Below are 16392 nucleotides of genomic sequence, written 5' to 3'. Positions count from 1 at the left end.
TTTCAAAAATTGTGTGGCAATTTATTTTTTATTACAGCACAGTATGAAAATAATTTTACAAAATGGGCATGAAATGATGTTAATGTATGATCCGTATGTTATGATATTAATAACTTTAAAGAATGATTGATAGGCATGGCACTGTGTTTAACAAGGGCTCTATGTTCGCTTAAGCGGATTATTTTCCTTCAGCAGGACAAGTCATGTACATTAGTTTATAGGATTAACTTTCTACTTGTGGCTTATTTTCTTCTGCAGCCCGGTACCTAGGCCTTGTCCGCAAAATTTTTTTAATAAAGGAGATGTTCATGTGACTGATGCAAAAAAAGCAGAGCGCAAGCAGTCGCGTCATATTGCCAGCAATATATTAAAAGGCTCTTTAGGAAACATGATTGAGTGGTATGACTGGTATGTCTACGCCGCTTTTGCTGTTTACTTTTCGACGGACTTCTTTCCATCCGGTGATACAACCACGCAGCTGCTGAACACGGCTGCCGTATTCGCGATCGGTTTCTTAATGCGGCCGATTGGCAGTCTGATCATGGGGCGTTATGCCGATCGACACGGTCGTCGCGCAGCTTTGACCCTTTCGATTCTGATTATGGCGAGCGGTTCACTGATTATTGCCGCGACGCCGAACTATCAAACGATTGGCATCGCCGCTCCGATTATTTTGATCCTTGCACGGCTCTTCCAAGGATTGTCTCTTGGCGGAGAGTACGGCACCTCAGCGACCTATCTGTCTGAAATGGCGAACAAAGGCCGCCGCGGTTTCTATTCAAGTTTCCAGTATGTGACGCTTGTCGGTGGTCAGCTCGTTGCTCTTGGCGTTCAAATCATCCTGCAATTATGGCTTAATGATGCCCAGCTTCGTGCCTGGGGCTGGCGAATTCCATTCATCATCGGAGCGCTTGGCGCACTCATCGTTCTGTGGCTGCGCTTGTCCATGGACGAATCCGACCAATTTAAGAATATGGCGAAAAGCAAGACGAAAAAAGATGCCGGAACCCTTAAGGCATTGCTGAAGTACCCGAGAGCCGTCCTGACCGTTGTCGGCTTGACCCTTGGCGGTACCGTCGCTTTCTATACGTACACCACCTACCTGCAGAAATTCATGATTAACTCGGTTGGTCTTGATAAAGAGGTTGTCAGCATCATCAACTTTGTTGCGCTGCTCATCTTCCTGATCATGCAGCCGCTCGCCGGACTTCTGTCCGATCATATTGGGCGCAAACCGCTGCTGTTCTTCTTCGGCATTAGCGGGACGGTCCTGACTGTGCCACTGTTTATGCTTATGCACAGCTCGCACAGCGTGGCAGCAGCGTTCTTACTGATGATGCTTGGCTTGATCATCGTTACCGGCTACACGTCAATCAATGCGATCGTCAAAGCCGAACTATTCCCAACGGAAATCCGCGCACTCGGCGTTGGCCTCCCATACGGCTTGACGGTAGCGATCTTCGGTGGTACTGCCGAATTCGTCGCTTTGTGGTTCAAGAGTCTCGGCATCGAAACCCTGTTCTTCTTTTACGTCGCCGGCTGCATCTTCATCAGTCTGATCGTTTACTGGCGCATGCAAGAATCCTCGAAGACATCGTATATTGAGGCAGAGATGGAGAATTAAAAGATTATAATCACTCTTCAATAAGAAATCCCCCCTAAAGTTGGATAACTGAAATCCAATTTAGGGGGTTTTATGTTTCACACGCAACACGGATCAACGGACTAAAGTCCATGAATTATAGTATTCAATTGTGTGAAAGTAAGAGACGGGTACTCTTTGTCTGCAAAGAAAGAGGTGTGATTGTTTATGAAACAATCACATAGATTTTTCTAACCTGTTTTTTTCGTAAATCAAGGTATTCGTTGATATTAAAGGATTTATTCATATTAAAGCATTAATCAGGATTAATGATGGGTTAGCTAGAAAAATAATTGAAAAAGTCCCATTCATCAACTATTATAAGGATCGTAAGGCAAATTAAAATCCTTATTTTATCGGCGTCTAACTAGAACATGGATGTATTGAAATTATGCATTTTCATCCGGATTATCCCTTTATCTTTGCGTCTAACTAGAACATGGATGTATTGAAATTTTTAATCATCCACCTTTTTAAGTTTAGTTTTTTAAGTCTAACTAGAACATGGATGTATTGAAATACTTGACAGCGGAACGCTCCCTCGCCAGCGGTAAAAGTCTAACTAGAACATGGATGTATTGAAATAGGAAGAAGAAACTCACTATAATTGAAAAGGTGGATGTCTAACTAGAACATGGATGTATTGAAATCACCAAGCCAATCATGTGGAACCGTAAGATACGTTGGTCTAACTAGAACATGGATGTATTGAAATACGATAAATCCGGGTTGAGTAACCCCAGTCTGCTTGGTCTAACTAGAACATGGATGTATTGAAATATGCCTACTATATGATATGCATAGGCTTGTTATAGCGTCTAACTAGAACATGGATGTATTGAAATCTGTTTTTATGTATGTCTCATTTTTTAGCATTATTGTCTAACTAGAACATGGATGTATTGAAATATGCTAGTGTTCCGATGATTGACAATCCAATAAAGCGTCTAACTAGAACATGGATGTATTGAAATTCTTCGTTCGCTCCTTCATATTAGCTGTCTACTCTGTCTAACTAGAACATGGATGTATTGAAATCCCGGTGTGCTTCAACCTCATCCTTCGTCCAGTACGTCTAACTAGAACATGGATGTATTGAAATCGAGCGCTTGAATCGGTACCTGGCGGCACACTTAGCGTCTAACTAGAACATGGATGTATTGAAATATAATGTGTGTGTAGACCTCCTGCGTTGTCGTCACGTGTCTAACTAGAACATGGATGTATTGAAATATGTCGATGGGAGCTCTGGAACGATATCTGAAGCAAGTCTAACTAGAACATGGATGTATTGAAATAGAAAAAGGGAAGAGAAAGACACTTTTTTGAAAACTGTCTAACTAGAACATGGATGTATTGAAATTCCTTTGGTGAAGTAAAGAACCCATGTCCGCGAAACGTCTAACTAGAACATGGATGTATTGAAATTTTGCTCTGGATGTTTGATATCCAGTTGCTGATATAGTCTAACTAGAACATGGATGTATTGAAATCACGTTGCACGCCCGCACGCAAATGTTTTTGTATCCGTCTAACTAGAACATGGATGTATTGAAATTCTGATCCGCCATTTTTTTAACGGATCCGGTTGAGGTCTAACTAGAACATGGATGTATTGAAATATAGAACAAAGACAGCTGTTCATCATTTGATTCGAGTCTAACTAGAACATGGATGTATTGAAATTTGCATCGATATGAACGGATGCTGTCACGTACGCATGTCTAACTAGAACATGGATGTATTGAAATCTATATTAATAGTAAGCGATTTGGGGAAATCGCGGGTTTAACTAGAACATGGATGTATTGAAATTGCAGAGGATAGGGCGCAATCACGGATCCTGCACGAATTTAACTAGAACATGGATGTATTGAAAGTTGTATGGTCTTCCCATTTCTCTGGCGAGTTCAATGTCTAACCAGAACATGGATGTATTGAAATTTCCATTCCCAAACGTTTCCGTTAAGATCAGCAATGGTTTAACTAGAACATGGATGTATTGAAATAATATTTGTGTATATTTGTCGAAAAATAATTGAAACGGAATTCTAATTATTCACTCACTGTTACTGTTGAATAATGTATAATAAGTCCTAGGATAAACTTAGGGGTGATGAAAACGGGATTTGAGCTTATTGTAACCACTCTCCTTAGACGTAAACTTCCATATCAAAATGCTCAAGAAGAAATTGGTCGCTTAATTAACCTATCTATGCTTAAAGATCATGATTTAAAAGAACGCCACAAAAAGAACGGTTATAAATTCTATGCATTTAATAATCTCTATCCTATTGAACCGTCTGGAATCTACCAGAAAGGCAAACTTTATATTTTTCGACTTAGGGCGGTTCAAGAAAGTTTTGTGAAAAAGATAAAGTTTTGCTTAACGAATCTAAGCAATGATACCTTTCAAGTCATTGCCTCTGAAATTCACAAATTCCATCCTGAATTCATCACTATGCTTTACACTGTGACGCCGGTTATTGTGACTATTGATAGCAGTCCTTTTTTTCCTGAAGGCAATTTGACATTGTTGAAGGAACGATTAGAAACGAATGCAGAAAAGAAGTATAAGGAATTATTTTTAAAAGAACCAAGTAGTACCAATTTTATTGAAAGAATAGAGGTGATTAATCGGAATCCAACGGTTACGTGTTATAAGAACATGACCTACTTAGGAAATAAGTTGAAGGTATTCATTCGCTCTGATGACGTGTCTCAAACGCTTGCAAGGATCGTTGCTTCTGCAGGACTTGGAGAAAAATCTTCATCCATTGGGGCTGGGTTTTGCTTCGTATACTAAATAACTTGGAAGGGGAGATGTGCCTTGATCAAAGATTTACAAGTTGCGTATGAGAAGGTCATTAATCAGACTGATGGGAAAATAATTCTGGATAATTATGAGCTTAAGGAAGGCTTGTACGTAAAAATTAACCCGCATCTCACTCTACAATCAAATCAGTTAGAAGAGTCCAATCGAGTAATGGTTATCAGAAAAAAGTCGGAATTAGATGCAACGGCATGGTCATTAAAGGATTGGTTTTTACCAAGAGATATATATTGCAGTGCGATATCAGCGAATAAATTTGTGGATACTAAGACCAAGAAAATACATAGTACAAATTTTTTGTCACTTTTTATGAAACTAGATACGTTTATTGCAGATGATCCTCAAAAGGAAAAACAATCTAAAAAGAATAAATTTCTTCTTGAAAGTGAATGGAGAGATTACATACATAAGTTCTACACAATTAAATTACCTGCTGCAGATCAAAAGTTAAGAGCGATTACCGGCTATGAAGCACTAAAAAAATGGCTGGATAGTGAAAAAAGAAATAACATGCGAAAATGTAACCTCGATTTTCTTCTCAATAATTCTTCCGACCTCATTCAATGGATTCATCAATTAAAAAGTAATTACAAAGTAAAAAATTATATTCGACTATTTTTCGAAGCGGATGAGGAAATTTATGAGCGAGAATATCATATTTATGTTTATCCCAGTATCTTTTTAAACAATGATTTTAATGTGGAAAATAAGGAGTCCATTTATGGGGTACCTAGTTACAATATCGGACTTAATAGTAAGAAACCTTATCTAAGATTCCGCACAAAAAAATCTGAAGTTCCTTTACTTGTTACACCTGAGGAAGCAGCACTTAGAAAAAATCTTTTCTCATGGCTACAGGCACAAAAACCGTTTGCTGTTCATCAAATTGCTGAGGGAAATCTTTTTGGTGAGAATGACAAAAAGAAGGCTAATGAAACCATTCACTTAAGATTAGACGGTAGTGGGGTCATAAATTATTATGAAAAGATGCCGTTTTCACGAGGAAGTCAACTCGACAAACCTTTTTTTCTGGAAAATATTATTAAGGCGAAAGAATGGGTGGACAAGACCCATTATGAAATTGCTGAGAACAGAGACCCCATTCTTAATCCGTTGAGTTTAATGCAAGTGACGAGTCAGCTATTCTTTAAAAACTATTTGCACCCTAGCATGTTATATGATGAACCAAAGATCAAAGCAGGAATTTTTCCTGGAGAAATGCTTAATTCTTTTTTTAACAGTCGGCAGGCATTGTATGACTTTTTTTTCAAAGGTACAGATTTTACGCTTAGGCCAATGATTGATCATCTTTCACAAACATTGATAGAAATCCAGCTGCTAAAGACTGTTAATGGAATAAGTATTGGTAACTTAGGACAAGCATACAATTTGAGATTAGCATGGCTTCGCTTTTTTAATATTGATGGGAGTGAAACAAAAGTGCAAACGTTAACTGAACTGGTAAATGGACTTAAAGAAAAATTTTCACAAAAGAGGGTTGTTGAGCTAGACACCGATCAAGAATTTTATTTCACTGCAGGGCAACTTGCATACTATCTCCTGTCACAAAGTGAAACAAAGAAAAAAAACTTCGGTCTTTTTGAAGGTATTTTAAGAGCAAAGAAACCTTCTATGCTAATGAGGCAATTAGATGATCTGTTTATGACTTACAGTCATGCGATATCAATAGGAAACGTCACTTTTAAAAATGCATTTGCTGCTCTTCAAGCTTATCCTAAAGGAAAACAGATGATTCAAAATGAGGAACGAGACTACTTAATGGCTGGGATTTTATCTGATAATATTTTCTTTCAAAAGATAGAATTACAAGCACAGAAAGCTGGGGAATGAAATGGTAAAATTTAACAAACGTGTATATGGATTAATCGGTGTTTCAAGTTTGCTTGCGAATTGGAATGCGGATTTTACCGGTCGTCCAAAGTCATTGGCTGATGGGACGGTTTTTGGCAGTGATAAAGCGCTGAAATATGCGATGAAACGCTATTGGGTTAATGAAGGGGAAAAAGTGCTGTACATTCGAAGCTATCAAATGAACAAGGGTAAGCTTCAGCCACGTGAATTAAAAGAACAATATGAGCATGTATTTAAAACAGAACTAAAGAAAAAGGAATCCGCAGATGAGGTGCTTTGCAATCTATTATCGGCTGTTGATGTGGAAAACTTTGGTGCAACGTTTGCTGTCGAGGATCAGAACATAAGTCTGACGGGTGTTGTACAAATTGGCCAAGGGGTCAATCAATATGAGGATACAGTTACGGAAATTCAAGATATTCTTTCGCCGTTTCGTAACAGTAAGAAAGAGGATGCGGATGCCTCGAGCTTGGGTAAAAAGATTGTCAGTAATGAGGCCCATTATATTTATCCTTTCTCCGTCAATCCACAGAACTATGATGAATTCATCCCGTTAGTTGACGAATTTGAAGGTTATTCGGAAGAAGCTTATGCCAAATTTAAACAGGCGGCAATGGTTGGAGCAACGGCTTTAAATACAAATAGTAAATCCGGAGTAAGTAATTCATTTGCTATCTTTCTAACCTTTAAGGAAGGTGAACATGTTTATCTTCCACAGTTGGATCGTTACGTAGCATATGAGAAAGTCGATAACAAAAATGTGATTGATGTTTCTCAATTGAATGAACTACTATCACCTTTTCAAGACCAGATTGAGCGTATTGAGTATTATGCTGACCCGTTTAAGACCGAATTTAAAGGTAATGAAATTGCTGTGAAAAATATATATACTTCCGAATTTCTGTAATGGATCAATCTGAGAGGAGGAAGGCTGATGGAAGCCATTGCTTTTGAACTTTCTGGGAAAACGGCTTTTTTTAAAAAGCCTGATGTTAATGAATATGCCTATTTTACCTATAGCCACATCCATAAAATTGCTTTGTTAGGGCTAATTGGATCTGTTCTTGGACTTGGCGGTTATTGGAAGCAGTATAGATCTTTGCAGAGTAAAGGGGAAAATGCGCTAAATCGTTATCCAGAGTTTTTTGAATGCTTACATTCAATAGGTGTATCCATCGTTCCACATGGAGATCGTGGTTATTTTCCTAAAAAAATTCAATCATTTAATAATAGTGTCGGTTACGCAAGTCAGGAAGCAGGAGGAAATCTTATTGTAAGAGAACAATGGCTGGAAAATCCGCATTGGACAATCTACCTGCTGAAGAATAAAGTCCCTTCGAATCTTTATAACCAATTAACAGAGTCATTGCTGAATCGGGAAACTATATTTATTCCTTATTTAGGGAAAAATGATCATCCAGCAACAATCAGTCAAGTACGAGTTGCTAAATTGGAAGAACTTTCAGATGAGATTAATGGGTTCGATTCATTGTTTCCTGCAGCAGATGTGGTTTATGCGCGTAGGGGGACAATTGATAAATACTCAACCCCGTTCTATTTTAGTGAGTGGATGCCTGTCAATTTAACGTTGAGAACGAATCACTATATACTTAATGAACTTGCTCATACCAATAAAAGAATACAAGAAGTTCGAGATAAGAGTAAAGTCTTTCAGACAGAGATGAAAACCCTTTATTTTATTTAGGCGTGTGATAATCTGTTTGGGGGTGGATAGCTTTGAACATAGAAGATTTTTTGAGCGAAGATACTGAATTGTTTGCACATACAGATGGAGTACGAAAAGAAACGTTAAAAGACCACTCTAATTTAGTTTTAGGATACTTTCATAAACTTTCAAGAGATAATCATCTTAACATAAACACGTTGATAAATAGAATTACTTTTGACGGTGAACCATTAAATCAAGAAGATAAGAATTTCATTAGTGATGAATTTGAAGATGCAATTTTACTTCATGATATCGGAAAGATAAATAGTGAATTCCAGCGGGTAAAAATGGGGCAGCGGATTGAAAAGAGTGCGTTTAATAATACGAATCATTCATTGCTGTCTGCCCTCATCTACTTAGATATTGCAGAAGAACGCTTGGTTGAACGATCCATGGATGTTTGGAAAAAAGCGTTTCTAAGATATATTATGGTCATTTTTTCGTATGTAATCTCTCGCCATCATACATACTTAACCGACTTCAATCTGCATGATTATGCACAGAAACTAAATGCTCTGTATTTATTGCTGTTAAAAAACAAGGATGTACTTCGTTTCTATTCGTTAAAGGAACGTCTGCCAAAAATGACTTTCTTAGATAAAAGTGAAAGTGACTCTACTTATTATCTGGAGAACGAGAATTATTGCATCAGCGATGAAGAGGAGGACACGACCTTTTATTTGTTGATAAAAATGCTTTATTCTTGTCTCGTAATGAGTGACTTTATGGCTACCTACGAGTTCTTCAATCAAAAAAAACCGCAATTCTATTTTCTGAACCCAATGGACAAAAAAGAACTTCTAAAACAATTTAAAACCTCTTCAATCTATCAATCAGTTCAATCCTATAGAGATAACTATGGGTATTCGCAGTTAACGCCGATTAACAAATTGCGAGCTCAGTTGTTTATTGAAACCGAAGAGCAACTCATCAAACATAGCGATCAATCCATATATTATTTAGAAGCTCCAACAGGCAGTGGAAAAACTGTCATTTCGGTCAATCTTGCATTGAATTTGCTGGAGCAAAGAAACAAATTAAACAAAATAGTCTATGTATTCCCCTTTAATACATTGATTGATCAGACGAAAGATAAGCTTGATGAATGGTTTTCTGTTTTGAAGCGGCGGTATCGGATGCAGGTTGTGAATTCAGTAACACCTATTGTACGAGAGAATGAAATGAATGATCGCAATGAGAAATCATTATCTGTGAATGTGAATTACGATGAAGAACTGCTGCGAAAGCAACTGCTTCAGTATCCTGTCACGCTAACTTCTCATGTCAATTTGTTTAATCACCTTTTTGGTACCACTAGAGAATCTAATTTAGGTTTAGCCACACTTTCAAATAGTGTGGTTATTCTTGATGAGATCCAAAGTTACCGTAATGATATATGGCCGGAAATGATTAAGATGCTCAATGATATAAGTGAATGTTATAATATTGTATTTATTATTATGTCTGCGACCTTGCCAAAATTAGATAAGTTATTAAACACTGGGAAAACATTTACGCCACTCGTTGTGAACAAAAACGACTATTTCTTAAATCCTCTATTTAAGGATCGAGTGCACATAAATTTTGACTTATTACAAGAAGGAAAACTCTCTATTGATCTTCTCATTGACAAAATTAAGAAAATTAAGACAAGTCATGGTGCTGTCCGCATGCTTATTGAAGTGATCAAAAAAACAACTGCTCGAAAACTCTTCCACCAACTGAGAAATGAGATGCCCGATCAAAAAATCATTGAAATTACTGGCGATGACAGCCGCTATGTTCGAGGAAAAATAATCGAACTGATCCAAGGAACAAGGGATCATCCACCGATTAGAGATGTTATTATCCTTGCGACTCAAGTGATTGAAGCGGGTGTTGATATAGACATGGATATCGGCATGAAGGATATTTCACTTTTAGATAGCGAAGAACAATTTCTTGGAAGAATTAATCGCGCATCATCAAAAAAGGATTGTTGGGCTTATTTTTATGATTTGGATACTTCCAGCTCTATTTACGGAAAGGATTTGCGGCTCGAGAAGGACTTGAGAAATCTGGATTATCAGAAAGCATTGATAAGCAAACATTTTGATCGTTTCTATCAACTTGTTTTTCAACGTTTTACAGAAATCAGAGAAAAAAGAAATGAAACTTACCATCAGTTTGATCAAATGTTAAACGAACTGCATTTTCAAAACGTATCAAACGATTTGTCGTTAATTAATCAAAAGACTTACTTGCTGGTTCTCAATTTTTCGATTGAGATAAATGGTAAGAAAATGAACGGTGAGGTGATCTGGAATCACTTTAAACAATTGCTTAGAGATAATGAGATTTCTTATGCTGAGCAACAAATTAAATTATCACAGATTAATGAAAAGTTGGACTGTTTTACTTTTAGTACGTTTAAAGAGCCTAAATTTTATGATGAAAAGATTGGCAATATGTACTATGTCCAAGACGGAGAAAAGTACGTCAAATGGGATGAAACGATAGGGGCATCGAAATTCCAACCTGAAAAATATGATGAGGACAGTGAGGGGGATTTGTTGTGAAAGTGACCGGAACGATGATTAATTATTTCTTTCACTGTCACCGTCAATGCTGGCTTTTCTCTAATAAATTTAATATGGAGGATAATAGCGAAAATGTACGGATTGGAAAGATATTGCATGAAATTGAAGAACGAAAAGCAAGAAAAGGTGAAGTTTCTATAGAAAGCGTAAAGGTGGACAAGATCACAGAACAATTTCTTGTAGAATTTAAAAAATCGGATGCGGATGTTAATGCTGCCAAGTGGCAATTGTTGTATTATTTGAAGGTTCTGAAAAGTAAGGGGATAAACAGAAGAGGAAAACTAATGTTTGCCGAAAAGAATAAACAGACACATAAAGTCATCGTATACGATTTATCCGTTGAATTAGAAAAAGAACTTGAAAGCGTTCTGCAACAAATAGAAGTATGTGTGACGAAGGATGTTCCTGAATTACCTCTGAAAGATAAAAAATGTAAAAAATGCGCTTACTTTGATTATTGCTACATATGAGGAGGAAGACAATGGGAACGACCAAATATTTAATGAGTATAGGTGAACTGCATCGGAAAGATAATTCACTTATCTTTAGAAATTCTAAAGGCTCTACGCATATCCCCATCGAAGGTGTGCGTGAGTTTTACTGCCTTAATGAGATTAGTTTGAATACAAAGCTACTTGATATATTGGGAAGAACAGGCATTATTGTGCATTTTTTTAATTACTACCAGCAATATTGTGGTAGCTTCTATCCAAAAAAGCAATTGATTAGTGGTCGTTTAGTGGTAGGTCAGGCAATGGCTTTTAAACAACAACGAACTGAAATTGCGGCTCAGATTGTTCGAGGGATAGCCCAAAATATTCACTTTGTTCTTTACCATTATTATAGACAAGGAAAGAAGGAGTTAAAACCTTTTTTGGATTGGTTGCGGAAAGACGTCCCAAAGTTGGCTACAGGCGAACGAGAGATTCATCAATTATTGTTTTTTGAAGGAACGATCTGGAAAAAATTTTATGAAACATTTTCAATTTTTTTGCCGGAAAGCTTCGTTTTTAATAAGAGAGTGAGGAGACCACCGGACAATCCAATGAATGCACTAATCTCTTTTGGAAATTCACTGCTTTATTCAAAGACAATTACCCAAATCTATAGAACACATCTGGATCAGTCAATTAGTTTTCTTCATGAACCTAGTGAAGCGCGATTTTCATTATCATTAGATTTATGTGAAGTCTTTAAACCAATTATTGTCTTTAAAACTATTTTTGAATGTATTAATAATCGAAAACTCCAGGTTGGAAAGCATTTCGATAAAGAACTAAACTATTGCCTGTTGAATGAAGCAGGCAAAAAAGTATTCATTCAATCATTTGAGAAGAGAGCCCAATCTGTATTTGAGCATACAAATTTAAAGAGAAAGGTATCGCTTCAAGGGGCAATTAAGCTTGACGGCTACAAACTGATTAAACATATTACAGAAGGTACCCCCTTTATTCCTTTTAGTATGGAAGTGAAAAGATGAAGCATATCAATGCAAATTACGCCTTTGTCTTCTATGATGTAAATGAGAAGAGAGTTCAAAAGATCTTTAAAATATGTAAGAAGTACCTTTCACATTACCAAAAATCAGTTTTTAGAGGGAAGATTTCTTCATCTAATCTTATTAAATTGGAGCAGGAGATACGAAGTAAGATTAATCGGTCTGAGGATTTCGTGACGATAATTAAAATGACCAATGATAAACAATTCGAGGAGGTAGAAATCGGCAAGCCCGAGGAATTTGATTCATTATTTTTATGAATCAAAAATGCCAATTTTGATTATGATTCCCAACATCATCGCAAGCATCCCTCCTCAACAACCAATCTCCCCAATGTATACAAACCGCCGTGGATTCAGATAATAATGCTATGCGTCTGATGAGGTGAGGAGTATGGATATGGCTGTTAACGTCAGAGTCTCGAGTGTTGAATTACAGAACTGCAAAAATGTTGTTCAAGGTAAGCTGTATTTTCCGTGTTCGAAGAGTCATTCGCTGAAACGTGCCGATGTGCTTGGTGTATATGGGCAAAACGGGTCGGGCAAAACGGCGATTGTTTCGGCGTTTCAAGTGGTGCGCACGCTGCTGAACGGTGGGCCGCTTGAGTCGGGCATTGACCGGTTGATCTATCAGCGCAGCGATACGGCGCGTTTTCTTTTTACCTTCTTGATTGGTATGGCGAACAAGCACTATGAGGTTGTCTATGATTTTTCTCTGACGAAACGTGATCTAGATGCCGATGATGCAGTGAATTTGGCCAATGATCGTCAGCGCGATCCGGTGACCGTTACCCATGAGGAAATTCGTTACAAGCAATTGGTAAAGGGCGCGCGGTATAGGACCTTAATTGCATTTACGCAAGCGGGACGGGAAACAAAAGCGGCGCCTAATACGGTTGCGTCAAAGATGCGATCAAGAAAAGATGATCGCTTCGTTTCATATAAGGTGAGTGCTGTTTTGGCGCAACAGCAGCACACGTCATTCATTTTTCGTAAGGACAATTTTGGCTTGCTTGAGCAGACCTTGGATGAATTGCCGTATCAATTGGTGCGGGCGTTGAAGCAGGTGTTCGCTGCGCGGCTGTTTGTGCTCAGCAATCATGATTCAGGGAGGTCGCTTGCCGATGTGTCGATTCCGATTCACTATAGCAGCCCTAATCAAGAGGACTACGGTGTGATTGAACTGCCGATCAATCATCCGAAAAAGGTGGACCGAAAGACTTATGCGCTGCTGACGCAGATGTTTCAAGCGATTAGCAAGATTCTCAAAGAAATCGTGCCCGGATTGACCGTGGAGGTAAGAAATCTTGGCGATCAGATCATGGAGGGCGGCGGTAGGGGCGTACGCATCGAATTAGCCGCACGGCGCGAAGGACGCTTGCTTCCGATTTCCTGTGAATCGGATGGTATCAAGAAGCTAGTGGCTGTACTTAGTTCATTGATCGTGATGTACAACGACCCGAATGCCTGTATCGTGATCGACGAACTGGATGCCGGCATTTACGAATTTTTGCTTGGCGAACTGGTGAAAATTCTCAAGGACAGCGGCAAAGGGCAGCTTCTGTTTACCTCGCACAATCTCAGACTGTTGGAAGTGCTTGAGAAGGAAAATCTTGTCTTTACTTCAGCTAATCCGCAAAATCGCTACATTGTCTTGAAAGGGATTCGCGACAGCAGCAACATACGTGATGTCTACCTTCGTGCAATTCAGCTCGGGAACGATGGCGACGAGGTTTATCAACCAACCGATCGTTACGAGATCATGGAGGCATTTGATGAGGCAGGTGAACAAAACAATGCCTAAAAAAGTCCTTGTCTTTCTTGTCGAAGGCGTTTCTGATGAGCGTGCGCTCGCAGCCATTCGCCGATATGTTCCCGACCAGTACAGGGTCGCTATCCACGTGACCCATGGTGATCTGTTTACACGACCGGGCATACGCAAAAATGTGAAGGCACGCGTTGGTGACCAGGTGCGCAAGATGATGCATGAAACGAAATACCGCAAACAAGAGATCGCGGCAGTCATTCAGGTGACCGATACGGATGGTACCTTTGTTGCTGCGGACGATGTGAGGGTGAACGCATCGGTGGGGCGCGCGCCGGTATACCAAGAATCCGGAATTATGGTGGCAAATTCGGGCATTCAGCAGTATATTCAAAAAAGGAATCGAATCAAAGCCTCGGAGCTGAACGTGATGCGAACATCCGATGAAATCATATCAGGAATCTACTATTTTCTTCTCTACTTTTCTTGTAATCTGGATCATGTGATGCATCATAAACGCAATATGACGATTGAGGAAAAAATCAATCAATCCCGTGCCTTTGAACAGGCGTGCCGAGAAGATCCGCAACATTTTTATTATTTTTTTCATAATCAGCCGTTTACGGTTGCCGGTTCCATTGATGAGACTTGGAGCTTCATTGAAAAAGGAACGCATTCGCTGCAACGGTATACTAATTTTCAATTAGTTTTTGATCTGTTGGATTCGCTGGAAGGGAGCAAACTACGCTCTGAAAAAAAGAATTAGGGGGACAATTCATGGATCAGAGGATAGGTACGAGAGCGCGTGCGCAATGGGAAAAGTCGGAGCCGGTGATCCGTACTCTGGAGGCGTGCGAAGACGTGTTATGGCTGAATCCGGCCTATGGACAGCAAACCGCGTCCTTCGTGTCGGCGGATGATGTTGCCGATGCCGAAGCGCGCCTGCGCCGGTTTGCACCGTATCTGGTAAAAGCATTCCCGGAAACCCGAGGCAGCGAAGGGATGATTGAGTCACCGATCTATGCGCTGCCTTCCTTTCAGAAATGGCTGGAGCAGCAGGAGAAGATGAAGGCTCCCGGTACATTTTTAATGAAGGCAGACAGTGAGCTGCCGATTTCCGGTTCAATTAAAGCGCGCGGTGGGATCTATGAGGTGCTGAAAACGGCGGAAGACCTGGCAATCCGTACGGGACGTCTCAGCAAAAACGAAAACTATGCTTGCCTTGCTGATCCGGGGTTCCGCGCGTTCTTCGCCAATTATGCGTTAGCGGTTGGTTCAACCGGCAATCTAGGCCTGAGTATCGGCATTGTCGGGGCGAGGCTTGGCTTTCAGACTACTGTACACATGTCGCGCGATGCCAGCGCTTGGAAGAAGAGGATGCTTCGCAAGCAAGGGGCGCAGGTCAAAGAATATGAGTCGGATTACAGTAAAGCAGTTCAAGAAGGGCGCAAGCAAGCGCGCCAAGATCCACATTGTCATTTTATTGATGACGAACGATCAAAGGATCTGTTCGCCGGCTATGCAACTGCCGGCGCGCGGCTGCAGCGGCAGTTGCGCGAGTCAGGAGTGGTCGTTAATGGCGACCATCCGCTGTTTGTTTATCTGCCGTGCGGCGTTGGCGGCGCCCCCGGTGGTGTGACCTTTGGGTTAAAGCTGGTATTTGGCGATGCGGTCCATGTCTTCTTTGTTGAGCCGGCGCATGCGCCGTGCTTTCTACTCGGTTTGCTTACCGGGCTTCATGACAAGGTCTCTGTTTGCGATTTTGGCTTGGACAATCGCACGGTGGCCGATGGGCTTGCCGTGCCGCGCCCCTCAGCATTCGCCGGGAAAGCGGTCGGTTCGTTGATTTCCGGCTGCATGACGGTCAAGGATTCCGATTTGTTTCGTATCCTTAAGGCGCTGAAGGATACAGAAAATCATTGGATCGAACCTTCAGCAGCTGCCGGATTCATCGGTCCGAAGCGGCTCCTCGGCACAAAGGAAGGAAAGCGTTATTTAGAACGCCATAATCTTGCTGATAAAATGGATCAAGCGGTTCACGTATTTTGGGCGACCGGCGGCGGGATGGTTCCGCAAAAAAATAGGAATGCCTACTATGATCAGGCATCCCGAATTTAATCGATCACTTTTGATCGTCGTGACTGGTGTACTCATTGGGCACATCGTGACCGTCACTGTGATTTTTTTGTTGTGCGAGCCGGCCATTTCGATGCTCTCCTGTGTTTTCCCGTGTCTTAAACTGGCGTTTCAATTCTTTTTCTTTGTTCATGGATTTTCCTCCTTTTTCTTGCTCTAGTTTTCCCGTTATTCATCCGGTTATGTTCAATCTTTCTTCATTTTGCGAATGCTTGGGTTTGGAAGTGAGCAAAGGCAAGTGTTTGCAAAAATTTTTTCAGCAGATACGGAAACGTCATGCGATGCCGTTGCGTAGTGTTTTTAAAGGCATAAAAAGCGGGATTTTCAGGCTGTGGCAAA

The 16392-nt window shown here is 40.0% G+C and carries 13 protein-coding genes and 1 CRISPR repeat array; of the genes, 12 read left to right on the top strand and 1 reads right to left on the bottom strand.

Annotated features, from left to right (window positions below):
* Positions 1 to 388: 388 nt before the first annotated feature.
* The 12 genes from SIN01_RS11040 (at position 389) to dsdA (ending at position 16035) form a co-directional block, all read left to right on the top strand.
* Positions 389 to 1624 carry an MFS transporter gene (locus tag SIN01_RS11040; RefSeq protein WP_141306078.1) on the top strand — a complete coding sequence of 412 codons (1236 nt, stop codon included), beginning with the start codon at positions 389 to 391 and terminating at the stop codon, positions 1622 to 1624.
* A 379-nt stretch (positions 1625 to 2003) separates the two neighbouring features.
* A CRISPR array of direct repeats spans positions 2004 to 3651; the repeat unit is 29 nt; unit sequence GTCTAACTAGAACATGGATGTATTGAAAT.
* Positions 3652 to 3755: 104 nt separating this feature from the next.
* Positions 3756 to 4448 (top strand): CRISPR-associated endoribonuclease Cas6, encoded by a 693-nt coding sequence (locus SIN01_RS11035; RefSeq protein WP_010024840.1) that lies wholly within the window; start codon positions 3756 to 3758, stop codon positions 4446 to 4448.
* A 24-nt stretch (positions 4449 to 4472) separates the two neighbouring features.
* On the top strand, positions 4473 to 6326 hold the full coding sequence (locus SIN01_RS11030; RefSeq protein ID WP_010024841.1) for a hypothetical protein: 1854 nt from the start codon (positions 4473 to 4475) through the stop codon (positions 6324 to 6326).
* 1 nt (position 6327) lies between these two features.
* On the top strand, positions 6328 to 7254 hold the full coding sequence (locus tag SIN01_RS11025; protein WP_010024842.1) for a type I CRISPR-associated protein Cas7: 927 nt from the start codon (positions 6328 to 6330) through the stop codon (positions 7252 to 7254).
* A 27-nt stretch (positions 7255 to 7281) separates the two neighbouring features.
* A complete protein-coding gene (gene cas5b / locus SIN01_RS11020) occupies positions 7282 to 8052 on the top strand; it encodes a type I-B CRISPR-associated protein Cas5b (RefSeq protein ID WP_010024843.1) in 771 nt (256 codons plus the stop codon).
* Positions 8053 to 8084: 32 nt separating this feature from the next.
* Positions 8085 to 10634: a CRISPR-associated helicase/endonuclease Cas3 gene (locus SIN01_RS11015; protein WP_010024844.1), complete on the top strand. Its 2550-nt coding sequence runs from the start codon at positions 8085 to 8087 to the stop codon at positions 10632 to 10634.
* Positions 10631 to 11125 carry a CRISPR-associated protein Cas4 gene (gene cas4 / locus SIN01_RS11010; protein WP_010024846.1) on the top strand — a complete coding sequence of 165 codons (495 nt, stop codon included), beginning with the start codon at positions 10631 to 10633 and terminating at the stop codon, positions 11123 to 11125. The genes SIN01_RS11015 and cas4 overlap by 4 nt, the downstream gene beginning before the upstream one ends.
* A gap of 11 nt (positions 11126 to 11136) precedes the next feature.
* Complete coding sequence (gene cas1b / locus SIN01_RS11005) at positions 11137 to 12135, top strand: type I-B CRISPR-associated endonuclease Cas1b (protein ID WP_010024848.1); 999 nt, start codon at positions 11137 to 11139, stop codon at positions 12133 to 12135.
* Positions 12132 to 12413: a CRISPR-associated endonuclease Cas2 gene (gene cas2 / locus SIN01_RS11000; RefSeq protein ID WP_010024850.1), complete on the top strand. Its 282-nt coding sequence runs from the start codon at positions 12132 to 12134 to the stop codon at positions 12411 to 12413. The genes cas1b and cas2 overlap by 4 nt, the downstream gene beginning before the upstream one ends.
* A 139-nt stretch (positions 12414 to 12552) precedes the next feature.
* Positions 12553 to 13956, top strand: a complete 1404-nt coding sequence (locus tag SIN01_RS10995) for an AAA family ATPase (protein ID WP_047034726.1) — start codon at positions 12553 to 12555, stop codon at positions 13954 to 13956.
* Positions 13949 to 14683: a hypothetical protein gene (locus SIN01_RS10990; RefSeq protein WP_010026775.1), complete on the top strand. Its 735-nt coding sequence runs from the start codon at positions 13949 to 13951 to the stop codon at positions 14681 to 14683. Before SIN01_RS10995 ends, SIN01_RS10990 begins: the two co-directional genes overlap by 8 nt.
* 11 nt (positions 14684 to 14694) lie before the next feature.
* Entirely contained in the window at positions 14695 to 16035 is a 1341-nt protein-coding gene (gene dsdA / locus SIN01_RS10985) for a D-serine ammonia-lyase (RefSeq protein WP_010026774.1), read from the top strand.
* Between the two features lie 4 nt (positions 16036 to 16039).
* On the opposite strand, the gene SIN01_RS15070 is transcribed toward dsdA, so the two are convergent.
* Positions 16040 to 16186 (bottom strand): hypothetical protein, encoded by a 147-nt coding sequence (locus SIN01_RS15070; protein ID WP_170215011.1) that lies wholly within the window; start codon positions 16184 to 16186, stop codon positions 16040 to 16042.
* Positions 16187 to 16392 lie beyond the last annotated feature (206 nt).

The organism is Sporolactobacillus inulinus (assembly GCF_006539285.1).
Lineage (GTDB): Bacteria > Bacillota > Bacilli > Bacillales > Sporolactobacillaceae > Sporolactobacillus > Sporolactobacillus inulinus.
The sequence above is the reverse complement of the archived record's forward strand: the minus strand, read 5'-3'. Positions and strand labels throughout refer to the sequence as shown.